This is a genomic window from Phenylobacterium sp., assembly GCF_036495085.1.
Lineage (GTDB): Bacteria > Pseudomonadota > Alphaproteobacteria > Caulobacterales > Caulobacteraceae > Phenylobacterium.
This window is the reverse complement of the sequence record NZ_DASXNL010000068.1, coordinates 15,596-41,150: the sequence shown is the minus strand read 5'-3', so window position 1 is coordinate 41,150 and position 25,555 is coordinate 15,596. Positions and strand designations below refer to the sequence as shown.

Here is a 25,555-nt window from a genome sequence, read left to right as displayed (position 1 = left end):
AGTACCTATGGCCGCAAATCATCGACTGAGCTTTGACGTCGAGTGCCCTACTTGCGGCGCCACAGGCAGGGTCGTGGCGATCGAGGAGGCGGGGCCGCCGTTCGCGGACGCGCCACGCCGTACCTATTCCGCCGGGAGTTTCGGCGTCGGTGCGGGAAATCCCGCGACGATTGAGTGCGCGGCGTGTGGGGCGAAATTCCCTGGCAAGTTCTAGCCACGAACGCACCGAATTTGAGCCTCTGGCCGGCCACCCGGGCCGCCTCTCGCGCTATGATTTGGCGGCCGTGATCTCGCGATTCGCCGCCGCTACTCGGAAGGCCGAGCGCGTAAAGCCATGGTCTTCGGCGTTGCGGTCGATCTCCCGCAGAACGTCCGCCTGGATGGTGATGTTGACCCGGACCACCTTGGCGGCGCTGGGCAGATCGACAAGGATCGCCACGCCATCGCGATTGTCGGGGTCGCGCATGATGCTCTCCAGGCTCGAGGGCTCGGGAACCGCGTCGCCGTCCTCGACCATACCCTCCACATGCAGCGCCAACGCCTCGGCTGCGCCCGCGCGCGCCTCGTCAAGGGTCGAGCCGGCCGAAGTGCAGCCTGGGAAATCGGGGAAAGACACGCCGTAGTCGCTATCGGCGTCCTGGTGGATCAGCGCGATATAGTGGGCGATGGCTCCTGGCTCAGCTTAAGGCCAGCCTGCTTTTCTATGGAACGATGCCTGCCGATGGGGATGTCTGTCTTCGGATGGGCGATCGTGATGCGGCCGGGCTTGGTCGGGTGCTTGAACTAATCTCGCGCACCTTTCTAGGCCACCTCGACTCGCCCGTGAACCCATCCGGGCCTAGCAATTCCTCCTCTCGGCGAGGCGGCGCTTGGAGCTGGCGGGCGGGAGCATGGCTCATTAAATTGCGCTCGCTGCGGCGGGCTACGACGGCCCTTCGGCGCGCCATGTCGGCCCCTTTCCGGACGCAGGGTCTAAGCGTTAGCGAAAGCGCGCTTTCCCGCCGCAGCGCCGGGCTTACTGCTGCTGTTGTTGTTGCTGCTGGCGCTGCTGGTCGTAGGCGAGGCCGGGGTACTGGCTGCGGCGTTGGCCGGACCTGGTGGTCGGCTGGGAGATGCGCAGGAATTCCGGTTCGCTGACCGCCCCACGGGCCTTCTGCACGGTCACCGCCACGGCGAGCTCACTTTGCGCCTCGCCCTTGTAGACCCCACGCGAGGGTGGCACGTCGGAGTAGTCGCGACCGGCCGCGCAGACCACATGGCGCTCGCCGGCAAGGATGTTGTTGGTCGGATCGAAGCCCACCCATCGCAAGCTCGGCAGGTACACCTCCACCCAGGCATGGGTGGCGTCAGGATCGGAGCGATCGCCGGCCTGGCGATCGGTGAAGAGGTAGCCCGAGACATAGCGGGCCGGGACACCCCACTCCCGGCAAATCGCGATCATGACGTGGGCGAAGTCCTGGCAGACCCCCTTGCGGGCGGTCAGCACCTCGTCGATTGGACTGTCGGCGCGGGTTACGCCGGCTTCGTAGTCGAAGGCTTGGTAGATCGCTTGGGACAGGTCACGGACGGCCCGCAAAGGGTCTCGGACCCGCAGTTCGTTCAGGTTTTTCTCAGCCATGAAGGCGTGAAGCGCTTCGGTGGCCCTGGCGAAGCCGTGGGGGTGCAGGAAGTCGAAGTGCTCGCCGCGCACGAAATCCGATCGCAGCCGGTCCCACTCACCGCGGTCGAGCGCCTCAGGCAGTTCGGCGGGGAGCTCCGTCTCGACGGCGGCGCGCGCCGTTATCGTCAGGCGCTCATGCGGTTGGGGAATGTCGAAATGATAGACCGCGTTACCAAAGCTGTCGGCGTAGGAGAACAGCTGCGCCGCCGGGTCGATCTCCAACTCGAAGCTGATCAGCCGTTGATGGGCGCGCTTCTGCGGCTGCATCCACATTTCCATGACGCTCTCGCGCACGGGCTCGTCGTATTGGTAGCGGGTGGAGTGGCGGACGGCGAGAAGCACTGTCGTTTCGCTCCCTAGGCCGGCAGGCGCTGTTCGAGTGTATAGGCGACGAAGGTCTCATAGATCGCCTTGTGCAAGCCGGCGCACTCGTCGAGCACGGCGCCCAGGAAAGCGCTGGCGCCGCTGGCCCGCACCTCGCCGATCTCCGCGTACTGCAGGCGCGCGCGCAGGCGCCCGGCGAGGCGATCGGGGCCGCTGACGCCGGCGGCTTCCAAGTGGCCGCCGATCGAGGTCAGATGTTCCTCGATGCGCTTCGTGCAGAAGCGCACCGAGCGCGGGAAATCTTCGTCGAGCAACAGGAACTCCAGGATCAAGCGCGGCTGCATGTCGGCGGTGTAGACCCGCAGATAGGGCTCCAGCGCGCAACTCATCCTGAGCAGGGCAGTCAACGCCGAGTGGTCGGTGATCGCCGTCAGGCGCCGGTCGCCGAAGCAGACTTCCAGCAGGGCGCCAATCAGCTGCGCGCGTTCCAGGTAGACCCCGAGCAGCAGGAACCGCCAGCCCTCGCCGTGGCTCATAGTCGCGTCCGCGGCCCCTTTGAAGAGGTGCAGGTCGGCTATGGTGTCGTGCAGGAAGGCCTGGCTGCCCTCGGCGAAGATGCGCGCCGCTTGGGGATCGGTCATCCTCAAGTGGATCAGGTTGAGCCGCTCCCAGGTTTCGCTCGTAATCTGGTCGCGCACCTGACGTGCGTTCTCACGCGCCCGGGCCAGCGAGGTCGCCACCGAGCCGGAGTTTTCCCGGTCCAGCACCAGGGCTAGCGCCGCCTCGTAGGGGTTCTGGGGCTTCGCCGTGTCCGGATCGCCAACGGCGACGAGCGCCATGCGGGCGATCTGGGTGGCGGACTCGGTTCGGTCCAGCGTGGCCGTCAGCATGACGTCCGAGAGCCGGCAGAGATGCTCGGCCCGTTCCACATACCGACCGATCCAGTAGAGGCTATCGGCGACGCGCGCGAGCATCATGGCTGCCCCCTCACGGCCGTAAGTCCTTCCGGTCGGTGAGCACCCAGGTGTCCTTCGACCCGCCGCCTTGGCTGGAATTGACCACGAGGGAACCCTTGCGCATGGCCACCCGCGTCAGCGCGCCCGGCGTTACGACGATCTTCTCACCGGAGAGGATGAATGGGCGTAAATCCACGTGCCGCGGCTCGATGGCGTGGTCGATCAGGCACGGCGCCGTGGAAAGCTGTATCGTCGGCTGGGCGATGTAGTTGGCCGGGTCGGCCTTCAGCGCAGCGGCGAACTCCTCCTGCTGCGCCCTTGTGGAATGCGGTCCCACCAGCATTCCATAGCCGCCCGAGGCGCCAACGGCCTTGACCACGAGCTTGTCGAGATTGGCGAGCACATGGCTGAGCTGAGCCGGCTCACGGCAGAGGAAGGTCTCGACATTGGGCAGGATCGCTTCCTCGCCCAGATAGTAACGGATGATCTCCGGCACGTAGGCGTAGACCGCCTTGTCGTCGGCGACTCCGGTCCCCGGGGCGTTGCAGATCACGACGTTGCCGGCGCGGTAGACGTTGAAGAGGCCTGCTGAACCCAGGCCGGAATCCCGGCGGAAGGTCAGCGGATCAATGTAGTCGTCGTCCACCCGGCGGTAGATGACGTCGATCCGGCGCAAGCCGGTGGTGGTGCGCATGTAGACCATGTTGTCGTGCACCACCAGGTCGCGGCCCTCGACCAGAGGCACGCCCATCAGGCGGGCCAGGTAGGCGTGCTCGAAGTAGGCGGAATTGTAGACGCCCGGCGTCAGCACGGCGACCTGCGGGTTGGGCCGCCAGTCAGCCGCCATGCTCTTCAGCGTGGTCAGCAGAAGGTCCGGATAGCGGTCGATCGGCCGAACGCCTGCGCCGCGAAAGGTGCCGGGGAAGACCCGCTTGGAGGCCTCTCGGTTGGCCAGCATGTAGGATACGCCGGAGGGCACCCGCAGATTGTCCTCGAGCACGGCGAAGACGCCATCCGGCTGGCGGATCAGGTCCGAGCCGCAAACATTGGCGTAGGCCTGGTGCGGAACGTAGAGGTTCTGCATTTCCCGCCGATAAGATGGTGCGTTCATCACGAGCTCGCGCGGCACCACGCCATCCATCAGGATCTGCTGGCCGGAATAGATGTCGGCCAGGAACATGTTCAGCGCCTTGAGCCGCTGCGTGAGACCCGCTTCGATGGTTTCCCACTCTCGCGCCGCGATAATCCGCGGCAGGAGGTCGGTCGGGATGATCCGCTCGGTGGAGCTCGCCGCGCCGTAGACCGTGAAGGTGATCCCTTGCAGGAGGAAGAAGCGTTCGAGTGTGCGCTGGCGCTCGGCGAGCTCAGCGGCGCTGAGCGTTTCAATTCGGGCGGCCAGTTCGGCGTAGTGCGGCCGAACCACGCCCTCGGCTGCGCGCATCTCGTCATAGGGCGCCGGCGCCTCCATAGGATTCGAGGCCCGCTCCGCGCGTTCCGCCCTGGCCGTCCGCAACTCCACCCTCGCGCACCTCCTTCACCGATCCCCGGTGCTCAAACCCTAGGGGCGCGCCGAAAGCGCGGCGCGGTCTTTCGTGAGCTGGTTCGAGTTGCGCGCGCCGGCGCCTAGGCTTTAGGCGCCCCGCCTGGGCGCCCGCAGGTGACAGGCCTCGTGGCCGCAGCTACACCCAGCAGGGCAAGGGGGCGCGCGAGGATTCGAGAGCTTGGCTCGTGTAGTCTACGCCGTCGCGGCCGGGGCAGTCCTCAGCATCCAGGCAATCGCCGCGCCCGCGCTTGCGGCGGAGCCCAAGGCCGCCATCGAGGGCCAGTTGCCTGCGGACCTGCGCGCCGCCGTCATAAAGGCGGTCGGAGAGGCGGACCGCCCGATCGAGAACCGGTTCGAAGCCCGCAGGCGCGCACGCGAAGCCGCCGAGGACGCGATCTCGGTGCTGCGGTCGGAGGGCTTCTATGCCAATGAGGTCGAACCCGACATCGGCGAAGGAGACGTGCCGAAGGCGGTAGTCAGGATCGTGCCGGGGCCGAGGTTTGTGCTCGGGCGCGCCCACATCGACTGGGTAGGCGCCCCGCCGGAGCCGATGACGGCCCAGGCCGCCCAGGCGGCGCTGGCCCTCACGCCGGGCCAGCCCGGACGCGCAGCTGACGTTGTCAGCGCCGAGGGCCGGGCGGTGGCGGCCGTACAAAGACGCGGCTATGCCGACGTCAGGGTCGAACCGCGCCAGGTGGTCGTCGACCATGCCGATCACACGATCAATCCCGACTTCCGCATCGCCGCTGGCGACATCGCCCATCTCGACTCCATCCATCTCACGACGAACGGGCGCACGACAGCCAGTTGGCTGCAGCACTTGGCGCCGTGGCGACCCGGCGCGGCGTACGATCCGGCATACATCGCCGAGCTCGAGCGGCGTCTCCTGGACACCGGCGTCTACGAGTCCGTTACGGTCGGTCTGGCGCCCGCGGACCAGACAACCCCCGATGGCCTGCGCCCGGTCGTCGTGAGCCTCGCCGAGCGCAAAAGGAGCACGCTTGAGCTAGGGGCCAGCTACGACACCACCGAGGGGTTCGGCGTCGACTCCAAATGGACGCGCTACAACCTCTTGAGCCGCGCCGACACCTTTTCGGTGCTGGGACGGATTTCCAAGATCGATAGCAGGCTTCAGTTCGACCTCAGCCTGCCGCATTGGGAGACGCCGCAGCAGACCTTGGCGACGCGCGCAGCGGTCTATCGCGCCAATACCCCCGCGTATGACCAGGAAGGGGTGATGGCCAGCGCTGACGTCACCCGCCGCTGGGGCCGCAACGCCACCTTGGGCGTGACCGGCACCTATTTCACGTGGGGCGGTTCGGTCGACGTCAGCCGCACCTACGAGGTGCGGATCGGAACACTGACGCCCCTTGGCAGGGACATAGTGACTCTCGCCGGCCTCGCCGACATGGCGTTGGACCGGTCTGACAATCCGCTGGATCCAAAGCGCGGCTGGCGGATCAGCGCGCGGCTCGAGCCAACGCTGCTTACCGGGCAAGGCGTGTTGCCTTACCTGAAGGTGCAGAGCCAGGTCGTCGGCTACTTGCCGTTCGATAGTGAGGGCCGCACCGTCGTGGCCGGCCGCGTGCACCTGGGCAGCATTATCGATGGTCCCCTGGATGACATTCCGGCCCCGCAACGCTTCTTTGCCGGCGGCGGCGGGTCGGTGCGCGGCTTCGGCTTCCAGGAGGTCGGCCCCAGGCTTGCCGACAACACGCCGCAAGGCGGACTCTCGCTGGCTGAGGCCTCGCTCGAGTTTCGCCGGCATCTGCAAGGCCGATGGGGGGTCGTGGTGTTCGTCGATGCCGGCGCCGTGGGCAGCGCCCAATTCGCGAACTTCAGCGACGTTGGCGTCGGGGCCGGGTTCGGCGTGCGCTACAACCTGGGCTTCGGGCCAATCCGGGTCGATATCGCAACGCCGGTCACCGACCGGCACGGGCAGGCCGCGGTCCAGTTGTACGTCAGCATAGGGCAGAGCTTTTGAGCGCGCCTGACGCCATACCGGCTGTGCGCCGCTCGATCTTGCCCAAGGCCATCGTCATCACGGCCCTGGCGATCCTGGCGTTTATCGCCCTGTCCTTGATTGGCCTGCGCTTCGGAGTCCTGCTGCCGCAGGGCCGGCTCCTGATCGAGGCGGCCGCTGACGGTCTCAAGATCGGGCGGTTCGGGCGGCTGAAGATTGAAGGCCTGAGCGGCGATGTGTGGCGTGATCTGGGCGTCCGCAAACTGACGATCCGCGACGAAGGCGGGGTGTGGTTGGAGGCCGACAATCTTCACATGAGGTGGCGCTACCTGGCGCTTCTCGCGCGCAATTTCCACGCCGATCGGATCGATGTTCAGACGATCAAGGTGCTTCGGCGCCCGACCCTTACGAAAAAGGGCGAAGACACCGGCAACCCGGTCTCCTTCCGCATCGACCAGGCCCACGCCCGAGTCGAGATGCTGCCGGCGTTCAGCTACGTGCGCGGGGTCTACGATCTGGATCTCAATCTCTACGTGGGCCGCAGCGGCGCTCCGCGTGGCCGTGTGCGGGCCGCCAGCGTGTTGCATCCGGGCGATCACCTGAACGTCGATTTCGACGTGGCGCGCACGCGGCCGCTGATTGTGCTGGTTGACGCAGAGGAGGCCAGGGGCGGCGCCTTGGCCGGCGCACTCGGTCTGCCCGCGGACCAGGCCTTCACGCTCAAGGCGTCAGCCGGAGGCAAGATCTCGGCGGGCCAATTCACGGCGGTCGCCAATTCCGGGGCGATCCAACCGCTGCGGGCTACGGGCGCATGGACCAAGGAGGGGGGCGAGGCCACGGGACGACTGTCTCTCACCGCGTCGACCCTGAGCGCACCCTACGCTCGCCGGCTTGGACCAGCCGCGTATTTCGTATTGGAGGGGCGCCGGGCGGCTACCGATCTCTTCGCCCTGGAGGCGCGGGTCAACTCGGAGAACCTGACGGTCAGGGCTCACGGTCTGGGCGACCTCGGGCAGCGGCGGGTCGGACCGCAGGGGGTCGAATTGACCGCCGATACCCAGAATCTGTCGCGCATCACCGGTGGCCCGGAGTTGGGCCCGGCGCGCATCGACGGCCGCGTAACCGAGGTCAAGCAAGGCTGGCGGTTTGCAGGCAACGCCCTGGTGTCGCGGGCGAGCCTTGGCGGCTACAGCCTCGGCCAGGCGTCTGGTCCATTGGAGGTCGTTGCACGCGGCGGACAGTGGGACGTCAAGACGAGCCTCGCCGGCGCCGGCGGTCGCGGGACGGGCTTTGTGGGCGCGGCCCTGGGCGCCGCGCCGAGGGCGAATTTCGATGGAGCGCGACTGGCCGATGGCCGGCTGCTGCTGCGCGGACTGCAGGTGGTGGGGGCCGGGCTCAAGGTCGAGGCGAACGGCGGGCGAAGCCTCCTGGGTGGTCTGACTTTCAAGGGCAAGGCGACGATCTCCAACCTGGCCGCCGCACGGCCTGGCGCCGCAGGCTCGGCCCAGGCGGACTGGTCTGCCACGCAGGGCCGGGCAGGGCAGCCCTGGGCGTTCGGGTTGGACGTGCGCGGGGAACGGTTCGCAACCGGCTACCCGGAGATCGACCGGCTGCTGGGACCGCGGCCCCAGCTTCAGGCGCAGGCGAACCTTGAGGGACGGCGCCTGTCGGTAGCCTCCGCCAACCTGACGGGCGCTGCGATGAGGGCCAGCACAGCCGGCATCCTTGCCCCGGATGGAGGTCTTTCATTCAAGCTCGACTGGAACGCCGATGGGCCGTTCCGCGCCGGCCCCGTGGAGGTGACCGGAAAGGCCAAGGGCTCTGGCGCTGTTACCGGGACGCTCGGCGCCCCGCGGGCCGACCTTCTGGCTGACGTTGCGGCGATCGACATCCCGCGCCTGCCGCTGAAGGACGCGCATCTTACGCTGAGCTTTTTGCAACGGGCGGGCGGCTCGAGCGGCATGGCGACCTTGACGGGGGCGAGCGGCTACGGCCCGGCGCGGGCGCGCACGGACTTCAGCTTCCCGGAAGGCGGAATCGATCTGACGGGGCTTTCCGTGGATGCCGGCGGCGTGAAGGCTTCCGGATCCCTGTCGCTGCGCAACCGTACGCCGTCGGCGGCGGACCTGGATATCGCGGTGACCCGCGGCGCCTTCGTCGACACCGGTCGGGTGGCGGGTCGGGTCCGGATCGACGCCGCCCCTGGGGGCGCACGCGGTTCGTTCAACCTGACGGCGACGGACCTGAGGTTCATCGGCTCGACGATCGCGATCCACACCGGCAAGTTCACGGGCGACGGTCCAATGGATCGGCTGGCCTATTCTGCGCGGGTCGAGGGTCAGTCCGACGCCGGAGCCTGGGGCCTGAACGGCAGCGGTCAGCTGTCCTCCATCAACCCAGGCTACGCGGCGACCTTCGCCGGGCAGGGTCATCTCGGCCGTCGGGAAGTGCACACACTGGAGACGGCCCAAGTACGTTTCGTCGGCGCGCAACGCAGCGCGCGGGTGAAGCTCGCGAGCTCGGACGGCGGCCAGATCGATTTCGACGGCCAGCTCTCCGATACAGGAACCGACGTTCGCGCGCAGGTGACCGGCTTGACGCTTGGTCTGCTCAACGAGGATCTGGCGGGCCGCACGGACGCCACGCTTACGCTGCACGGCGCCGGCCCGCGGCTTGACGGCGCCTTGGAGGCGAAGCTTGCCGGGGCGCGGGGCCGAGGGACCCCGAGCGCCTCAGGCATCGACGGGACGGTCCGCGGCCGGCTTTCCGGCAATGCGATTGCGCTCGACATGACCGCGACCAGCGCTGCTGGCTTGTCCGCCAACGCCAGCGTCGTGCTTCCGGCCGAGTCGTCGGCGGCTCCATTTCGGATCGCGATCGCTCGTCAGCAGCCCATGCACGGCCAATTTTCCGCCCAGGGCCAAGTGGGGCCGATCTGGGACCTGCTGGTCGGCGGCGAGCGCAGCTTGGCGGGCAAGGTCATGGCGCAAGGCGCACTGGGGGGCACGCTCTCGCATCCCAACGCCACCGGCCAGATCACGGTGGATGGCGGCCGTTTCGATGACGGAGGAACCGGTCTTTCGCTCCGCAATGTGGCCCTCAAGGCCGACTTCAGCCAGGACGCGGTCAGCGTGACCCAGGCAAGCGGCGTGGATGGTCATGGCGGATCGGTGTCGGGGGCCGGCCGGATCAGCTTGTTGCGCGAAGGCGCCTCGACCTTCCGCCTCGACCTGAAAGGCTTCCGGCTGATCGATAACAGCCAGGCGGTCGCCTCAGCGACCGGTGCTGCGACGATAGACCGGGCGGCGGACGGCAAGGTTCGCCTCTCAGGCAAGCTGACGATCGACCATGCCAATGTGGCCGCGCGCCTGCCAACGCCCTCCGGCGTCGTAGCGATGGCCGTCGTCGAGAAGAACAGGCCTGCTGACTTGCCCGCTTCCTTGGCGCCCCCCACCGCCACTGGGGAAGGGTGGGCTCTCGACGTGGCGCTGCAAGCGAACCAGGGGATTTTCCTGCGCGGGCACGGCCTCGACGTCGAGCTGTCACTCGACGCCCACGTCGGCGGGACCACGGCCCATCCGAATCTGACCGGCACGGCGCACGTGGTTCGGGGCGCTTATGAGTTCGCCGGCAGGCGTTTCGAGTTCGACCCGACGAGCGTCGTCTTCCTCTCGACCCGCGCAGAGGGCGTGCGTCTCGACCTGACGGCGACCCGCGATGATCCCTCGCTGACCGCGTCCGTCCGGATCCGCGGCACGGCGGCCAAGCCTGAGATCAGCCTCACCTCGTCACCCAGCCTTCCTGACGACGAAATCCTGGCGCGCGTGCTGTTTGGGCAGTCGACCTCGCAGCTGTCGCCGCTGGAGGCCGCGCAGTTGGCCTCGGCTCTCTCTTCGCTTGCGGGCGGCGGGGGTTTTGACGTGATCGGGAACCTCAGGACCTTCGCTGGCCTGGACCGCCTGGCTTTGGGGGGCGGGGACTCAACCGGATCCGCCATGACAGTATCCGGCGGGAAGTATTTGACAAATAACGTCTACCTGGAATTGACCGGTGGTGGTCGCGACGGCGGGGCGGTGCAGGTGGAGTGGCGGTTCAGGCGGACGCTGTCGATCGTCTCACGCGTCGGAGCCCTGGGCGACAGCCGGCTTTCGGTGCGCTGGCGGCGTGACTACTGAGCCGCAGCGCCGCTGTGGGCGTAGGCCTGGGTCCCGGCGGTGATCACCAGGTCGCCAGGCTCGATCCGTTCGATCCCGATGTCGCTCGCGCGGGCGAGGCGTCGATAGATCGGGGCGAAGTCCTGCAGGGTCGCGTCGAGCAACGCCTGCAGTGACGGGATGACGAAATAGACCTGCTGGAAATCATCGATCCGGTACGGCGTGCGCATGACCCGTTCGAGGTCGAACCCGAGGCGGTTCGGCGAAGGGTCGTCCAAGGCGAAGATCGATTCCGATCGACTGGAGACGATGCCGGCCCCGTAGATCCGCAGGCCCTGCGGAGTCTGCAAAAGGCCGAATTCGACAGTGTACCAATAGAGCCGAGCCAGATTGTGCAGGCGGCCCATTTGCATGGCGCGCTGCCCGCCACGGCCATAGGCCTGCATGTAGTCGGCAAATACCGGGTCGGTCAGCATCGGCACGTGACCGAACACGTCGTGGAAAATGTCGGGCTCCTGGAGGTAATCGAGTTCGTCCGGCTTCCGAATGAACTGCCCCGCCGGAAAGCGGCGGTTGGCGAGGTGATCGAAGAACACCTCGTCAGGGACGAGGCCCGGCACGGCCACGACGCTCCAACCGGTCAGCCGGTTCAACTCGGCGTTGATCCGCGCGAAGTCCGGAATGCCGGAGCGATGCAGGTCCAGCGCCTCGAGGCCCCTGAGGAACGGCTCGCAAGCCCGCCCAGGGAGCATCGCGGACTGTCGCTCATAGAGGGTGATCCAGACTGCGTGTTCGGCCGCCGTGTAGGCCTCCCAACCCTGGTCGATCGTCCAATCCGCCCGCGCGCCTGGGGGCGGGCACTTTGCAAAACCATCCGCGCTCATGTTCCGGACAATGGCCGCCTTTATGCGGAAGTTCCGTTCGCGTTTGGCCGCCCAGGCGGGGGGCGGCGGAAGGATCGTTCGCAATCCTGCGGCGAGGCGCACAAATCGACCAAATGCGGCGCATCTGTTGTTCGGCCGCCTCGGTTGCCGAGCTTTGTCCATCCGGCTTAAGAGCTATCGTTCCCAAAAACAGGACAATGAATGCGACTTCTCTGGTGCGCCGCTTGGCTGGCCGCCGCGCTGACGGCGGCCGGGACCGCGCAGGGTCAGACAGCGCCCGCCGTGGCGCTGGGCGTGTTGGCGAGCGCTCCGCCGCCGCCTGCCGATCCGCAGGTGCGTAACGGCCGGCTGCCAAACGGGCTGCGCTATTCGGTTCAACAGAACGCGACGCCCAAAGGCGCCTTGTCGCTGCGGTTGGGATTTGATTTCGGCAGCTATGACGAGACCGACGACGAGCGCGGCGCAGCCCATTTCGTCCAGCACATGGCCTTCAGCGCGACGCGTTCATTTCCAGACAATCAGCTGGCGCTGACCTTTGCGCCGCTCGGTGTGGCGTTCGGGCGTGATCGCAACGCCTCTACCGGCTTCGGACGCACTGTCTACCAAATCGATCTTCCGACCGCGACGGCGCGGGAAGCCGACCTGGCCCTTCGATGGCTAAGGGACGTGGCAGACGGAATGGAGTTCGGCGCGCCCGAGGTCGATCACGAGCGCGCCTCGATCCAGGGCGAGACAGCAGCGCCGGCGAGCGGCTTCGCCCAACTTCGCGACCGTATCGAGGCGTTCGAGGATCAAGGCCTCCGTTCGGCCCAGCGCCTTCCGCTCGGAGCGCCGCAGAGCATTTCGGCGCTGACGCCGCAAAAGCTGAAGACCTTCTACGACCGCTGGTATCGTCCGGAGCATGCGTTCCTCGTCATCGTGGGCGACCTTCCGGTCAATGCCTTGGAAAAGCAGGTCACAGCGGCCTTCGCGACCTTTGCGCCGCCAGGATCCGTCGTGGCTCGCACGGCGGCGGCTCCGTTTGCGCTGCGGGGGCCTGACGCACAGGTTCAGACCGACGCCCGAGTGGCCGCCGTGGCGCGAATCTGCCGCCTGGCCGTTCCGGAACCGCAGGGAAATGAGGTTGCGAACCTGCGCAGCCTTTTGATGCGCGGGCTTTGGCAGGCGGCGCTGCAGGAACGGCTGGACGTCTACCGTTCGCGCCGGGATACGCCCTACAGCGAAGTCAGCATCAGCGACGAACTTAGGCCGGATGCATTGAAAACCTGCGTCGCGGTCACGCCGCTGAAGGGGCGCGAGGCGGCTGCCATCGCCGCCGTGTCGGGGGAAATCCGCCGCTTTGGTCGGGAGGGGCCGTCGGAGACCGAACTCGACATCGCCGTGGAGCAGCTCCGCGCCGCAGTCCGCCATGGGATCGACGCCCCCCCCAGGACCTCGCCGGGTCGGGCTGATGACCTGCTCGACCGGGCGTTGGACGGGCTGCCGCAACTGGCGCCTCGGGGGGGCCTGAAGGCGCTCGACAGCATGATGGATGACGTCGGGCCGGATGCCGTGAAAGCGGCCTTCGCGCGCGATTGGTCGGGATCGGGCCCTCTGGTCACGGGCACGGCCCCCAAGGCGCTGGCGCAGGCCGACGTCATGGCCGCCATCGCCGCTGAGCCCGCGCCCTTGCCGCAATCGGCCCAGAGCCATGGGCCGTTGAAGCGCGGGCCTGCGTTGACGTCCGCACAGGCGAAGGACGTGGCGGAGCTGGTTGAGCGCGGGCGCGCCTTCGTCGCCAAGCGCAAGGGCGACAAGGCGCTGAAGGCGTTTGCGGACGGCTTGGCCATCGATCCCGACAATGCCGATATCCTGAACGCCCGGGGGAACCTTTATCTGGCGGTGGATCGTGCAGACCTGGCCATGGCCGACTTCGACCATGCGCTGGCGGTGAACCCCAAAGACGACATCGTGCTGTTCAACCGAGGGATCGCCAGCAAGCAAGTCGGGCACAACAGCGAGGCTCTGCGTGACTTCAACAAGGTGCTGCGGCTGACGCCGAACGATCCGGCGACCCTGGCGGCGAAAGCCGACACCTATCGCCAACTCGGCGACCTGTTGCTGGCGCGCGACCTCTACGATGCGGCCATCGCCGCCGATCCAAAATCTGCAACGGCGTGGCAGGCGCGAGGAGAGGTGCGGGGCGAACTCGGCGACGCCGCCGGCGCGCAGGCAGACCAGGCGCAGGCTCAGAAGCTCAGCCCGCCGCGCGGCCGAACCTAGACCCCGCGGGTCTAGTGACTGATCCGCGGCCGGAGCTTGTATTGCCCCTCACGGAACGACTCGAACAGGGCCGAGGCTTGCGGGTGGCCGACAGGCTGCCCGCTATCGTCCGGCACTAGGTTCTGTTCGGAGACATAGGCCACGTATGAACTTTCCTCGTTCTCCGCCAGCAGGTGGTAGAACGGCTGGTCCTTGTGGGGCCGTATGTTCTCCGGAATCGAGAGCCAGTATTCCTCGGTGTTCGAGAAGGTTGGGTCCACGTCGAAGATCACGCCGCGGAACGGATAGACGCGGTGACGAACGACCTGACCGATTGCGAATTTGGCGTTCTGCGTATCCATGTTCCGAATCTACCTCCCTTCTCCTGACCGGGAGGTGAACGTAGCGTTCAGCCGCGCCGGCACAAGTGCGACCCTTCCGACAGCCGGGCAGGCTTGCTAAGGTTACCTCAAGTGAGGCGTGCCAGGGGTGGATGCGCCTGCGAAGGACGGAATCGGTCCATGACGGAGGCGCCGAGCGCGCCCGGAGCCACGACACGTGGCCGGGAGAAGCCTGCGAACGAGCAGCCCTGTTACGGCGCGCTCGACTTGGGTACCAACAACTGCCGCCTGCTGATCGCCACGCCCCACGGCGCGGGCGCGTTCCGCGTGGTTGAAGCCTACTCGCGCATCGTGCGTCTGGGAGAGGGGCTGACCCAGTCAGGGCGACTGTCTGACGCCGCCATGGAGCGCGCTTTGGCCGCCCTGAAGGTCAGCGCAGAGAAGATTCGCCGCCGCCGCGTCGTTCGTCTGCGCGCAATTGCCACGCAGGCCTGCCGAATGGCCGAGAACGGGCCAGCCTTCATCGAGCGGGTGTTCGACGAGACCGGCCTTCGTCTGCAGATCATTGCGCCACAGGAAGAAGCGAGGCTTTCGGTCGCTGGTTGCCTGAACCTGATCGACCGCACGTCGGATGCGGCTCTGGTCGTTGACGTCGGCGGCGGGTCGACGGAGCTGTCGTGGGTGGACCTGCGTGGCGCGCCGCCCGTCGGCATGCCGCCGCTGCGCGCTTGGCTTTCCGTGCCGATCGGCGTGGTGACCCTCGCTGAGCGGTTTCCCGAGGGCGAAGCGGCCACCGAGAGCTGGTTCCGGGCCATGGTGGACACGGTGAAGGCGCAGGTTGGCGCCTTCCGCCGGGCTGACGGCCTTCGCGAGGTGTTCGACGCCGACCGAGCGCACCTGATCGGCACTTCGGGCGCGATCACCAGCCTTGCAGGCCTTCACCTGGACCTGCCGCGCTACGAGCGCAGCCGCGTGGACGGCATCTGGATGAGCCGCGACGAGTGCGACGCGGCTGCCGGGCGCCTCCTTAGGGTCACCGCCAAGGAGAGAGCCCAGGAGCCGTGTATCGGGCCCGACAGGGCCGATCTGGTGCTGGCAGGCGCGGCGATCCTGCAAGCGGTCCAGGAGCTTTGGCCGTGCACTCGGGTGCGGGTCGCCGACCGAGGTCTGCGCGAAGGTATCCTCCTGTCCCTTATGGCTGACCGCGACGGGCGCCGGCGCCGCCGACGCCGTGGCGGAATTCGGCAGATGGCGATGCAATGACGGAGCCCCCCCGCAAGCGCATGGTCCGTCCGCCCACCGGGGGCACGGAGGCCGGACGGGTCGTACCCGAGCGGCTGAAGACGGCCTGGAAGCGCACGCCGTCGCAGCAGGCTTGGCTGTCGCGACAGATCAATGATCCCTTCGCCGCCAAGGCGCGCGCCCACGGCTACCGAAGCCGTGCGGCCTACAAGTTGACCGAACTCGACGACAAGTTCCGTTTCCTGAAGCGCGGCGCCCGGGTGGTGGACCTCGGTCTGGCTCCCGGTGGCTGGACGCAAGTCGCCCTGGAGCGCGGCGTGACGGACATCGTCGGTGTGGACCTCCTGCCGGTCGATCCACTCCCGCCGGCGCACATCCTGCAGATGGATTTCACCGATCCCGCCTGCGGCCCGGAACTCATCCGGCTCCTCGGAGGCGCGCCCGACGTGGTGCTTTCCGACATGGCGCCCAACACCGTTGGGCATCGCCAGACCGACCACCTGCGGATCGTGGGGCTGATCGAGGCGGCGGCGGATTTCGGGATCGAGGTGCTGAAGCCAGGCGGCGCCTTTGTCGCCAAGGCCTTCCAGGGCGGTGAGACTGCCGAGGTCATCGGCAAGCTCAAGCAGCACTTTGCCGGCGTCAAGACGTTCAAGCCCAAGGCCAGCCGTTCAGATTCATCGGAGCTCTATCTGGTGGCGACGGGCCTCAAGCGGTGAGCGCGTTCGCGGTCGACCATCTGGTCATCCGCGCGCCTGGCCCCGAGGCGCTTGCCGAGCAAATTTCGCGCGCGACGGGTTTGCCGGTGCTCCGCGGCTGGACACCCGAGGGTGTGGTGAAGTCGCGGGGCGTCAGGTTCGCCAACGGGCCGTTCCTGGACATCTTCGAAGCCGAGGACGCGCGCCCCTGCCATCTGGGCCTGCGGGGCGAGACCGCGGCGACCGAACGCCTGATAGAGGCGCATGGCTGGCAGGCGCGACATCCGGAGGAGGGCGGGCGCTTCCCCTGGCGGCTGACGACTTTTCGTCGCGGGCAGGGCGTACTTTCCGCGGTTTTCCAGATTGATTACGACCGCAGCGCCGCGGCCTGGCTTGCGCAGGAGTTCTCGGGAGAGCTCTACCAGCCCGCCAAGGGCGTCGGCGCCCACCTGGAGCGGATCTGGATCGTTGCGCCTGAGAGCGGCGACATCGGCCCAATGCTTCCAACAGGCGACATCGAGGTCACTATCGACGCCGGCCCGGCCGCTGAAGTTGTGCGTTTCGAGGTCAGTGGCGCCTCGACGGAGGGTGAGCTTCATCTGACCCCAAGACTACTGATGAGCGTCAAGGCGTTCACGTCGCGTTGACTCTGGGGCCCATTGCGGGGATACGAACCCCGCAAAACGAGGTGTCTCAATGGAGATTCGCGAAGGGCTCACCTTCGACGATGTTTTGCTAGAACCCGGTCCGTCCGATGTGATGCCCACTCAGGTGGATGTCGCGACAAGGTTCACGCGAGAGATCAATCTGAACATACCGCTGGTGTCGGCCGCCATGGACACCGTCACGGAAAGCCGTCTGGCCATCGCCATGGCTCAGAACGGCGGCCTGGGCATCCTGCATCGCAACCTCACTGTCGAGGAGCAGGCCGATCAGGTGCGCGAGGTGAAGCGCTATGAAAGCGGGATGGTGATCAATCCGCTCACCATCCATCCCGACACCCCGCTCAGCGAGGTGCGCGAGATCAAGGCCAGGCGGAAGATCTCCGGATTCCCTGTCGTAGACGCCAAGGGCAAGCTTTGCGGCATCCTGACCAACCGCGACATGCGCTTCGAGGGCAGCGGGGACGTTCCCGCCAAGGCGCTGATGACACAGGAAAACCTGGTCACGGTGAAGGAGGGTGTCGGCCAATCTGAAGCCCGTGAACTGCTGCGCAGACACAAGATCGAGCGGCTGATCGTGGTCGACGACGACTACCGCGCCGTCGGCCTGATCACCGTCAAGGACATGGAGAAGTCCGAGGCCCACCCGGACGCGGCCAAGGACGCGCAGGGTCGCCTGCTGGTCGGAGGAGCCTCGACGGTCGGCGATGTGGGCTTCGAACGCTCGATGGCCCTCGTGGACGCAGGCGTCGACGTCGTGGTCATCGATACCGCCCACGGCCATAACGCCGACGTGGCCAAGGCGGTGGCGCGGATCAAACGCGAGACCAATCGGGTGCAGATCGTGGCCGGCAACGTGGCCACCTACGAAGGCGCCAAGGCGTTGATCGACGCCGGCGCAGATGCGGTCAAGGTCGGGATCGGGCCAGGGTCAATCTGCACGACGCGGATCGTAGCCGGGGTCGGCGTGCCGCAGTTGACCGCGATCATGGACGCGTGCCGGGCCGCAAATGGCTCAGACGTCCCGGTGATCGCCGACGGCGGGATCAAGTACTCGGGCGATCTCGCCAAGGCGCTCGCAATGGGCGCTTCGGTGGCGATGATGGGGTCGGTGTTCGCCGGTGTCGACGAGGGGCCTGGTGAGGTGTTCCTCTACCAGGGGCGCTCCTACAAGACCTATCGCGGCATGGGCTCGCTGGGAGCGATGTCTCGCGGCTCCGCGGACCGTTATTTCCAGAAGGACGTCACGGACGCGCTGAAGCTGGTGCCGGAAGGGATTGAGGGCCAGGTTCCCTACAAGGGCCCGATCGCGCCGATCCTGCATCAGATGGTGGGCGGCCTGCGCGCGGCCATGGGTTACGTCGGCGCCGCCAATCTGGCGCAGTTCCGCAAACGCGCGCGGTTCATCCGTATCACCGGCGCCGGCCTTCGCGAGAGCCACGTCCACGACGTGATGATCACCCGCGAGGCGCCCAACTATCCGAGCCCAGTCTAGGGCGCGGCTGAAGTTCTGGCGTCAGCCGGCCGATCCTGCGCCGGCGGCGATATGGGGGAGGCGACTATGGGTGCAGCTGTTCCTGTTGAGTTGAAGCTGCTGCTTGTGGCGGTGGTCATTGGCTTTGTGCAGATCGTCTGGACCGCGGCGGCCAGCAGCGGCGGCGAACGCAATCTTGCGTGGCTTGCCGGCCCGCGAGACGATCAAAAGCCGGTCGGCGTTGTCGCTGCTCGGCTGGATCGGGCGCTCAGGAATTTCCTGGAGACTTTTCCGCTGTTTGCCGCGGCCCTGATCGGCTGCATCTTTGCGCAGAAGCTTGGACCCCAGACACTCTATGGGTCGGGCCTATACGTGATCGCCCGCGCGCTCTATGTGCCCCTCTACGCCTCGGGCGTCGCGGTCGTGCGGACCCTCGTGTGGACCGTGAGCGCCGTCGGCATCGTGATGGTGATCGTAGCTTTCTTCAGGTGATGTTCCTTTGCGTGACGCCGGACGCCTTGCGGCGGCAATTGATGTCCTGACCCAGATCGAAGAGCGCCACCGGCCTGTTCGGATGGCGCTCAAGAACTGGGGGGAGTCCGCGCGTTACGCAGGGTCGAAGGACCGGGCGTTCGTCTCGGGTCTCGTGCTCGACGTCCTGCGCCGCCGCCGATCGCTGGGCTGGCGGATGGGCGAGCACGGTCTGCGCGCCGGCGCGCTCGGTGCGTTGAGGTTTGTCTGGGGTTGGCCCCTGGAGCGGGTCGCCGAGGCGGCAGGCGAAGCGCCGCATGGACCGGGGCCGCTGAGCGACGCCGAACGGACGGCGTTGGAACATCCACGCGATCTTGGCGAAGCCCCTTGCGCGGTGCGCGGCGACTATCCGGACTGGCTCGACGCCTCACTGGAAGTGGCTTTCGGCGAGGCGCGGGCGGAAGAAGGCGCCGCGCTCTCCGAGCGGGCGCCGGTGGATCTTCGGGTCAACCTGTTGAAGTCCGATCCGCCGCGGACGCTGAAGGCGCTGAGTTCGCTCTTGGCTGAGCCCACCGAGCTCCTGCCGACGGCGCTCCGGATGCCTGCGCTGGACCCGACAGCGCGCAGCGGAGCGGTCGAGACCATCCCGCAGTTCTCCAAAGGGTGGTTCGAGGTGCAAGACCTCGGCTCGCAGATCGCCGCGGCCTCAGCCGGCGAAGTGAGAGGAAAACAGGTGCTTGATCTGTGCGCCGGCGGCGGCGGCAAGACGCTGGCGCTGGCGGGGGCCATGGGGAACACCGGCCAGATCTATGCTTATGACAGCGACGCCAGGCGGCTTGCCGACGCGATTCGACGTGCGGACCGGGCAGGCGTGCGCAACCTTCAGGTCCGCTCGCCGGTAAATCCCGAGCCCTTGAAGGGCCTGGAGGGCAAGATGGACGTCGTGTTCATCGACGCGCCCTGTTCGGGCTCAGGGTCCTGGCGCCGCCACCCCGACACCAAGTGGCGGCTCACGCCGGAGACCTTGGAGCGACGCATGGCCGACCAGGACGCAGTGCTGGATTCGGGCGCCGCGTTCGTGAAACCCGGCGGACGGCTGGTTTACGTCACCTGCTCGGTGCTGCCGCAAGAGGATGAGGACCGGATCGCGGCCTTCCTGGCGCGCACGCCGGGCTTTGCAGTTCGCCCGGCCACCGACGAGCTGAAGCTTACTACGTTCCTCACCCCAGACGGCTTTCTGCGCCTGACGCCCCGCACTTCCGGAACGGATGGCTTTTTCGTCGCCGTGCTGGAGAAACATCGCTAACGGAGCCTCATGACCACGCCCGCCCCCCTCAATTCCGGCCACGAACGCGTCTTGATCGTCGATTTCGGCAGCCAGGTGACGCAACTGATCGCCCGGCGGCTGCGCGAGAGCGGGGTTTATTGCGAGATCCACCCCTACGACAAGATCGAGCCGATGCTCGACGATTTCGCGCCGAAGGCAGTGATCCTTTCCGGCGGGCCCGCCAGCGTCCATGAGGCCGAGAGCCCAGCCGCGCCGCAGAAGGTCTTTGAACTGGGCGTGCCGGTGCTGGGCATCTGCTACGGCGAAATGACCATGTGCGCCCAGCTGGGGGGGGCGGTGGAGGGCGGCCATAACCGGGAGTTCGGACGCGCGGAAATCCTGATCGAACGGCCGTCACCCTTGCTGGACGGCCTCGGCGAGCCGGGCGCACAGGAACCGGTATGGATGAGCCATGGCGACAAGATCACCGCCATCCCGCTGGGCTTCGAAGTGGTCGCAGCCTCGCAGGGCAGTCCCTTCGCGGTGATCGCCGACGAGGGACGGCGCTTCTACGGCATCCAGTTTCACCCCGAGGTGGCGCACACCCCGCGTGGCGCTCTGATGTTGCGCAACTTCACGCACAAGATCGCCGGCCTCAGCGGCGACTGGACCATGGCCTCGTTCCGCCAGGAGACGGTCGCGAAAATCCGCGCCCAGGTGGGCGACGGACGAGTGATCTGCGGCCTCTCTGGCGGCGTGGATTCATCCGTCGCCGCGGTGCTCATTCACGAAGCGATCGGCGAGCAGCTGACCTGTGTCTTTGTGGATACGGGCCTGCTTCGGCTCAACGAGGCCGAGCAGGTGGTGACCATGTTCAGGGATCACTACAATATTCCGCTGGTTCATGTTGATGCATCGAAGGAATTCCTCGGTGAACTGGCGGGCGTCAGCGACCCCGAGACAAAGCGCAAGATCATCGGGCGGGTCTTCGTGGAAATCTTTGATCGCGAAGCGGCCAAGGTGGAGGGCGCAGCCTTCCTGGCTCAGGGCACGCTCTATCCGGATGTCATCGAAAGTGTCTCCGCGCGAGGCGGCCCCTCGGCGGTGATCAAGAGCCACCACAACGTGGGCGGCTTGCCGGACTACATGAAGCTGAAGCTTGTCGAGCCGCTACGCGAACTCTTCAAGGATGAGGTCCGCGCCTTGGGCGTCGAGCTCGGCCTACCGCCCGCCTTCGTGGGCCGCCACCCGTTCCCGGGGCCGGGCCTGGCTATCCGTATTCCTGGCGAGGTGACGCCCGAACGCGTCGCTGTCCTGCAAAAGGCGGATGCGATCTATCTCGACGAAATCCGCAGGGCCGGCCTCTACGACTCGATCTGGCAGGCCTTCGCCGTGCTGCTGCCGGTTCGGACCGTCGGCGTCATGGGCGACGCCCGTACCTATGACGAGGTCTGCGCCTTACGCGCCGTGACCTCAACGGATGGTATGACGGCGGACTTTTTCGAGTTCCCGTGGGAAGTCCTAAGCCGGGCGGCCACCCGGATCATCAACGAGGTGAAAGGCATCAACAGGGTGGTCTACGATGTCACCTCCAAGCCGCCTGGCACCATAGAGTGGGAGTGACGGATACAAACGGCGGCAATAGCGTAGTTTCGGCGGTGGTTTTCGCCTTCGTTTGATCGCTGTCCCTAAGATCGGTCGTTCATGGGTTTTTGCGCACTCCCAAGGGCTGCCGCTACTGTTCTGACGGATAGCCGAAGCCTCCGAGGCCGTGTCGATTCAATCGAGGCGCGTGGACGGTCGAAGATCGCCTGTAGCTGGCGGTTATGCTCCGCCTTGCCGCAGGGCCGCCCGGCGATGTCGTCCGCGAGCATCGCGAAATAATCCGCCACGATCGCATCATTCTACTCGTCGGACCAATCACCGGCCATGACGGCTCCGGGGCGGGCGGGCCAAGCTGGCGAAGGCCCGGATCATGTCAGCAACTGCGTCGGGACACCAAGCGCTGGCCCGGCCTCAGCCAGCCGCTGGTCGAGCGTATGCGCTGTGGCGCCATGCTCCGAGGCGACGGCAAGATGCAAGGCGTCACCGGCGCGAAGCCCCCAGGTGTGCTGATCGGCAAACCGCGCCGCGGCGCGAAAATGCCCGCCTGTTACGGGCAGCACGGTAAAGCTCTCGGCGACGAGCTTATTGAACATGGCGAGCGCCGCCGCGCGCTGCTCGAGGGTGATCTGTCCAGTCCGCAGCTTGATCGCCATGGCCGACGACATCTCAGTGACGGTCCATTCGCTGATCAGAAGCTGCGCCGGATCCTGCTCGGCGAGCCAGGCCTGAGCTCTCGGCGTCATCGCTTCGTTCGAGAGCGCGGCGACGATCAGCGACGTGTCGAGATAGAGCATCAGTAGCGATCGCCATCCCGCATCGAGCGCACGAGATCGGCGGCGCTCTGGGACTGCGGCGGCATCGCCGCCGTCAGCGTTTGAAGTAGCCTGGCATCGATCGGCTTGCGCGGCCTTGCCACGGCAGTCAGCCGCGCGACCGGCTTGCCACGACGGGTGATGTCGATTGAATCGCCCGCCTCGACCCGGTCGACCAGTTCGCTCAGATGAGCTTTCGCATCCGCCAGATTGATCGCAGCCATGTCACGCTCCTGACCATGTAGATAGTCATCTATAATATCGAGCTTAAGAATTCCAGCAGGAGGTTTACTGATGCGGCAACGCAGTCCCGGGATCCGATCGCCGCGGTGACTATTGACCCGGTCGGGTCGCGCTCACCCGCCAGACCACGTTGCCGACATCGTCCGCGATTAGGAGCGCGCCGGTGCGATCGAGCGCGACGCCCACGGGGCGGCCGTGGACGGTCTTCCTGTCCGCGCCCAGGAAGCCGGTGACGACGGCCACAGGCGCGCCGGCCGGAAGTCCGTTCACGAGCGGGACGAAGATGACCTGGTAGCCGTTGAGGGGACTGCGGTCCCAGCTGCCGTGTTCGCCGACGAAGACGCCGTCTGCGAAGGCCGGTCCCAGTGTTTCGCCCTGGCTGAACGCCAGGCCCAAGGTTGCGACGTGTGAGCTGAGGCCGTAGTCGGGCTTGATCGCCTTGGCGACCATGTCCGGCTTTTGCGGGTGGACCCGGACGTCGATGTGCTGGCCCCAATAGCTGTAAGGCCAGCCGTAGAAGCCGCCCTCGTGAATGGAGGTCAGATAGTCGGGCACGAGATCCGGCCCGATCTCGTCGCGTTCGTTGACCACCGCGAACAGCCGGCCCGTCTTCGGGTCCACCGCCAGATTGGTTGGATTGCGCGTGCCGGACGCGTAGATGCGCTTGGCCCCGGTCTGGCGATCAACCTCATAAATCGCGGCACGGCCCTGTTCGGCGTCGAAACCGTTCTCGGTGATGTTACTGTTGGAGCCCACGCCCACATAGAGCTTGGTTCCGTCCAGGCTGGCCGCCATGGACTTCGTCCAATGGTGGTTGATGTCGCCGGCCGGCAGGTCCGCCAGCTTCACCCCTGGATTGGTGATCTTGGTGTCGCCCAGGGTGTATTTGAACGCGAGGATGGCGTCGGTGTTGGCGATGTAGAGCGTGCCATCCACATAGGCGACCCCATACGGGGAATGCAGGTGGTCGACGAGCACGCTCTGCAACTCGGGCTTTCCGTCGCCGTCGGCATCACGCAGCAAGGTGATCCGGTTGCCGCCTTTGGCGGCCGCCCCGGCGCGGGCCTTCACCTTGCCCTGGATGTAGTCCTTCGGCCGATAGGGCTTGGTGCCAGGCCCGTTGCTCTCGACCACCAGGATGTCGCCGTTGGGGAGGGTGTAGACGATCCGCGGGTGCATCAGTCCGGTCGCCAGGGCGTGGACAGCCAGGCCTTGCGCCGCGAGCGGGGTCTCATTGGGCTTCCAGCCGACCGCCTGGGGCACGCTCATCGGCGGGATCAGGAACTGATGAGGCTCGGGGAGGTAAGGGTTGGGACCATACTGCCGCGCCGGATCGCCGCCCGGTTGATCGCAGGCGGCGAGCGTCGAAATGACTGCCAGCGCCGGGAGGATGCGAAGCGCGACGCTCATGCGCGCACGTCGGTGACGCGCCAGCCGCGCAGGCCGGAAAGGGCGAGGAGAAGGGTAACGATCGCCGACAGGGCGATCCCTTGCGGCACGACCGAGGCCCAGGCGTCGCGGCTGTGCACGAAGGCGTTGAGCACCGAGAGTAGAGCCGCGGCAGCGACCAGCAAGAAGGGGATCCAGGCGATCCGTCGGGCCCGCCCGATCACGAAGTCGACGACAAGGACCAGCGTAGCGACCAGGGCCAGCACGAGGCCCGCGGCGATCAGCCAGGCCGAGAAGTTCGCCCACTGCCAGATGGAAGTCTGAGCGTACATCACGTCGGTGGCGAAACCACCGGCGAGCAGGGCCGCGCCCAGCGCGATGACCCCCGGATGCAAGGGGCGTTCCGGGGCGTCTTGCGACTTTGGTTTGGCCATTCTCAAGCTCCTTCGCCGAGCCAAACGCGCGAGCCTAGGTTTCAGCCACGGTGCCTGCGAGAGGATTTCCCCATGAGCGACGCTTCCACGGTGAACGCGACCGAGTTCGTCCGGCACGTCACGCCTTATCGCGAGGAGGCGATCGCGAACAAGATCATCGTCGCGACAAGTCACGAGCGCGTTGTCGGTGGCTATCTGTCGGCCTCCGAGCTGGCGCACTATCGGCGCCTAAAGGCGCGGGAGCGCGAGGTGCTTTGCGTGGGCGAGTTGGACGATGAGACCCTGGCCGAGATCGCCGCCGCCGAATACGGCCGCGAGCCGGCACGACGTTTCCGGCTCCGAAGCCGGGGCCTCGTTATCCGTTACAACTTTCCCTGGGTCCCACGAGGCCGCCGCGGGCGCCGATGAAGGTTCCAAGGAGCGACCATGCGCGATCATCGTCGCGGCCAGGTTGGTCGATCGCGAGATCCGCACGATCGTCGCGCCGATCACCCATCTCGAGGCGGAGATGCCGAGGCGTCCGCGGAGCTGCCCGCAGCAGTGTCCAGGACGCTCAAGCTGGACGGCGAGCGCCACTGGCTGAAGCTGGACGAGCTCAATCGGTTCGCATGGCCGGCTACGACCTGAGGCCGATCCCAGGGACGAAAGGTGAGTACGCCTACGGCATGCTGCCGCAACCAATCTTCGAAGCCCTGCGTGCACGGATCCTCTCGCGACGCCAAGCGGGGAAGGGGAGCAGCCTCGACCGCGATTGAGCGGGCGCCTCGACAGTGACGTGTCCTGAAGATCCGAATGTCCGACGTTTCTGGGTCTTCCAGACTGCACCGAACTTCACCCTGAACGAAGGACCGACGGGCTGCGCCTGACACCATGGTCTCGACGACACCATCGTCCAATGGCGATCGGGCGGCTCTAGGCCGACCTTGCAGCCACTACCGCGACAAGGACCAATACGAATTCGACGTCGTTATCGAGGATCGCCGCGGACGTACGGTCATTGGCCGGGCGGGCTCGCGCGCCAGCATGACCCTCAACGTCGAGGTCAACGCGCGGATTGAAGTCCAGTAACGCCTGTCGGGAGACCTGTCCGACGCCGCGCAGAAGATCTTTGGGATGGGGTCCCAAACGCGACGATCAAGGGCTTGAGGGAACGGACCTGGCACACCAGTTCCTAGTCGGTGAGCAATTGGAG

At 66.7% G+C, this 25,555-nt stretch carries 24 protein-coding genes and 1 pseudogene; 14 read left to right on the top strand and 11 right to left on the bottom strand.

Annotated features, from left to right (window positions below; translation table 11 throughout):
- Window positions 1-214, top strand: a 214-nt coding sequence (locus tag VGI62_RS08250) for a hypothetical protein (RefSeq protein WP_331503935.1), incomplete at its 5' end; no start/stop codon positions are given.
- A 54-nt stretch (window positions 215-268) separates the two neighbouring features.
- Here the strand turns inward: VGI62_RS08250 and VGI62_RS08245 are convergent.
- The 5 genes and pseudogenes from VGI62_RS08245 to VGI62_RS08225 form a co-directional block, all read right to left on the bottom strand.
- On the bottom strand, window positions 269-646 hold the full coding sequence (locus VGI62_RS08245; RefSeq protein ID WP_331503937.1) for a type II toxin-antitoxin system HicB family antitoxin: 378 nt from the start codon (window positions 644-646) through the stop codon (window positions 269-271).
- Window positions 646-771: pseudogene (locus VGI62_RS08240) on the bottom strand (hypothetical protein); the annotation flags it as partial. The gene VGI62_RS08245 and the pseudogene VGI62_RS08240, both read right to left, overlap by 1 nt.
- A 244-nt stretch (window positions 772-1,015) precedes the next feature.
- Entirely contained in the window at window positions 1,016-2,002 is a 987-nt protein-coding gene (locus tag VGI62_RS08235) for a transglutaminase family protein (RefSeq protein ID WP_331503934.1), read from the bottom strand.
- 14 nt (window positions 2,003-2,016) lie between these two features.
- Window positions 2,017-2,961: an alpha-E domain-containing protein gene (locus VGI62_RS08230; RefSeq protein WP_331503933.1), complete on the bottom strand. Its 945-nt coding sequence runs from the start codon at window positions 2,959-2,961 to the stop codon at window positions 2,017-2,019.
- 10 nt (window positions 2,962-2,971) lie between these two features.
- Entirely contained in the window at window positions 2,972-4,408 is a 1,437-nt protein-coding gene (locus VGI62_RS08225; protein WP_331503936.1) for a circularly permuted type 2 ATP-grasp protein, read from the bottom strand.
- 253 nt (window positions 4,409-4,661) lie between these two features.
- On the opposite strand from VGI62_RS08225, the gene VGI62_RS08220 reads away from it, so the two are divergent.
- On the top strand, window positions 4,662-6,467 hold the full coding sequence (locus VGI62_RS08220) for an autotransporter assembly complex family protein (RefSeq protein WP_331503931.1): 1,806 nt from the start codon (window positions 4,662-4,664) through the stop codon (window positions 6,465-6,467).
- A complete protein-coding gene (locus tag VGI62_RS08215; protein WP_331503929.1) occupies window positions 6,464-10,621 on the top strand; it encodes a translocation/assembly module TamB domain-containing protein in 4,158 nt (1,385 codons plus the stop codon). The genes VGI62_RS08220 and VGI62_RS08215 overlap by 4 nt, the downstream gene beginning before the upstream one ends.
- Here the strand turns inward: VGI62_RS08215 and phhA are convergent.
- Entirely contained in the window at window positions 10,615-11,484 is an 870-nt protein-coding gene (gene phhA / locus VGI62_RS08210; protein WP_331503928.1) for a phenylalanine 4-monooxygenase, read from the bottom strand. The genes VGI62_RS08215 and phhA overlap by 7 nt on opposite strands.
- A 201-nt stretch (window positions 11,485-11,685) precedes the next feature.
- Here phhA and VGI62_RS08205 point away from each other — a divergent pair, with 201 nt between their 5' ends.
- The gene (locus VGI62_RS08205; protein ID WP_331503926.1) at window positions 11,686-13,746 is read left to right on the top strand and encodes an insulinase family protein; all 2,061 of its coding nucleotides are present in this window, start codon (window positions 11,686-11,688) and stop codon (window positions 13,744-13,746) included.
- Between the two features lie 11 nt (window positions 13,747-13,757).
- On the opposite strand, the gene hspQ is transcribed toward VGI62_RS08205, so the two are convergent.
- Window positions 13,758-14,087, bottom strand: coding sequence for a heat shock protein HspQ (gene hspQ, locus VGI62_RS08200; protein ID WP_331503925.1), 330 nt, complete (start codon window positions 14,085-14,087; stop codon window positions 13,758-13,760).
- Between the two features lie 159 nt (window positions 14,088-14,246).
- Here hspQ and VGI62_RS08195 point away from each other — a divergent pair, with 159 nt between their 5' ends.
- The 7 genes from VGI62_RS08195 (at window position 14,247) to guaA (ending at window position 21,503) form a co-directional block, all read left to right on the top strand.
- Window positions 14,247-15,329, top strand: a complete 1,083-nt coding sequence (locus tag VGI62_RS08195; RefSeq protein ID WP_331503923.1) for a Ppx/GppA phosphatase family protein — start codon at window positions 14,247-14,249, stop codon at window positions 15,327-15,329.
- On the top strand, window positions 15,326-16,027 hold the full coding sequence (locus VGI62_RS08190; RefSeq protein ID WP_331503922.1) for an RlmE family RNA methyltransferase: 702 nt from the start codon (window positions 15,326-15,328) through the stop codon (window positions 16,025-16,027). The genes VGI62_RS08195 and VGI62_RS08190 overlap by 4 nt, the downstream gene beginning before the upstream one ends.
- Window positions 16,024-16,653: a hypothetical protein gene (locus VGI62_RS08185; RefSeq protein WP_331503920.1), complete on the top strand. Its 630-nt coding sequence runs from the start codon at window positions 16,024-16,026 to the stop codon at window positions 16,651-16,653. The genes VGI62_RS08190 and VGI62_RS08185 overlap by 4 nt, the downstream gene beginning before the upstream one ends.
- Before the next feature lie 49 nt (window positions 16,654-16,702).
- Window positions 16,703-18,163, top strand: coding sequence for an IMP dehydrogenase (gene guaB, locus VGI62_RS08180; RefSeq protein WP_331503918.1), 1,461 nt, complete (start codon window positions 16,703-16,705; stop codon window positions 18,161-18,163).
- Window positions 18,164-18,229: 66 nt separating this feature from the next.
- On the top strand, window positions 18,230-18,634 hold the full coding sequence (locus VGI62_RS08175; protein WP_331503917.1) for an MAPEG family protein: 405 nt from the start codon (window positions 18,230-18,232) through the stop codon (window positions 18,632-18,634).
- A 7-nt stretch (window positions 18,635-18,641) separates the two neighbouring features.
- On the top strand, window positions 18,642-19,919 hold the full coding sequence (locus tag VGI62_RS08170) for an RsmB/NOP family class I SAM-dependent RNA methyltransferase (RefSeq protein ID WP_331503916.1): 1,278 nt from the start codon (window positions 18,642-18,644) through the stop codon (window positions 19,917-19,919).
- A gap of 9 nt (window positions 19,920-19,928) precedes the next feature.
- Window positions 19,929-21,503, top strand: coding sequence for a glutamine-hydrolyzing GMP synthase (guaA, locus tag VGI62_RS08165; RefSeq protein ID WP_331503914.1), 1,575 nt, complete (start codon window positions 19,929-19,931; stop codon window positions 21,501-21,503).
- A gap of 350 nt (window positions 21,504-21,853) precedes the next feature.
- On the opposite strand, the gene VGI62_RS08160 is transcribed toward guaA, so the two are convergent.
- From VGI62_RS08160 to VGI62_RS08145, 4 genes are all read right to left on the bottom strand, one after another.
- Window positions 21,854-22,279: a type II toxin-antitoxin system VapC family toxin gene (locus tag VGI62_RS08160; RefSeq protein ID WP_331503913.1), complete on the bottom strand. Its 426-nt coding sequence runs from the start codon at window positions 22,277-22,279 to the stop codon at window positions 21,854-21,856.
- Window positions 22,279-22,521 carry a type II toxin-antitoxin system prevent-host-death family antitoxin gene (locus VGI62_RS08155; protein WP_331503911.1) on the bottom strand — a complete coding sequence of 81 codons (243 nt, stop codon included), beginning with the start codon at window positions 22,519-22,521 and terminating at the stop codon, window positions 22,279-22,281. Before VGI62_RS08155 ends, VGI62_RS08160 begins: the two co-directional genes overlap by 1 nt.
- A gap of 109 nt (window positions 22,522-22,630) precedes the next feature.
- Complete coding sequence (locus tag VGI62_RS08150) at window positions 22,631-23,950, bottom strand: sorbosone dehydrogenase family protein (protein ID WP_331503909.1); 1,320 nt, start codon at window positions 23,948-23,950, stop codon at window positions 22,631-22,633.
- Window positions 23,947-24,363, bottom strand: a complete 417-nt coding sequence (locus VGI62_RS08145; RefSeq protein WP_331503908.1) for a DUF2231 domain-containing protein — start codon at window positions 24,361-24,363, stop codon at window positions 23,947-23,949. Before VGI62_RS08145 ends, VGI62_RS08150 begins: the two co-directional genes overlap by 4 nt.
- Window positions 24,364-24,435: 72 nt before the next feature.
- Between VGI62_RS08145 and VGI62_RS08140 the strand changes: the two genes are divergently transcribed.
- The 3 genes from VGI62_RS08140 (at window position 24,436) to VGI62_RS08130 (ending at window position 25,431) form a co-directional block, all read left to right on the top strand.
- Window positions 24,436-24,771 carry a hypothetical protein gene (locus VGI62_RS08140; protein ID WP_331503906.1) on the top strand — a complete coding sequence of 112 codons (336 nt, stop codon included), beginning with the start codon at window positions 24,436-24,438 and terminating at the stop codon, window positions 24,769-24,771.
- A gap of 18 nt (window positions 24,772-24,789) precedes the next feature.
- Complete coding sequence (locus VGI62_RS08135) at window positions 24,790-24,990, top strand: hypothetical protein (RefSeq protein WP_331503905.1); 201 nt, start codon at window positions 24,790-24,792, stop codon at window positions 24,988-24,990.
- Window positions 24,991-25,233: 243 nt separating this feature from the next.
- Window positions 25,234-25,431 (top strand): hypothetical protein, encoded by a 198-nt coding sequence (locus tag VGI62_RS08130; RefSeq protein WP_331503904.1) that lies wholly within the window; start codon window positions 25,234-25,236, stop codon window positions 25,429-25,431.
- The last annotated feature ends 124 nt before the right edge of the window (window positions 25,432-25,555 follow it).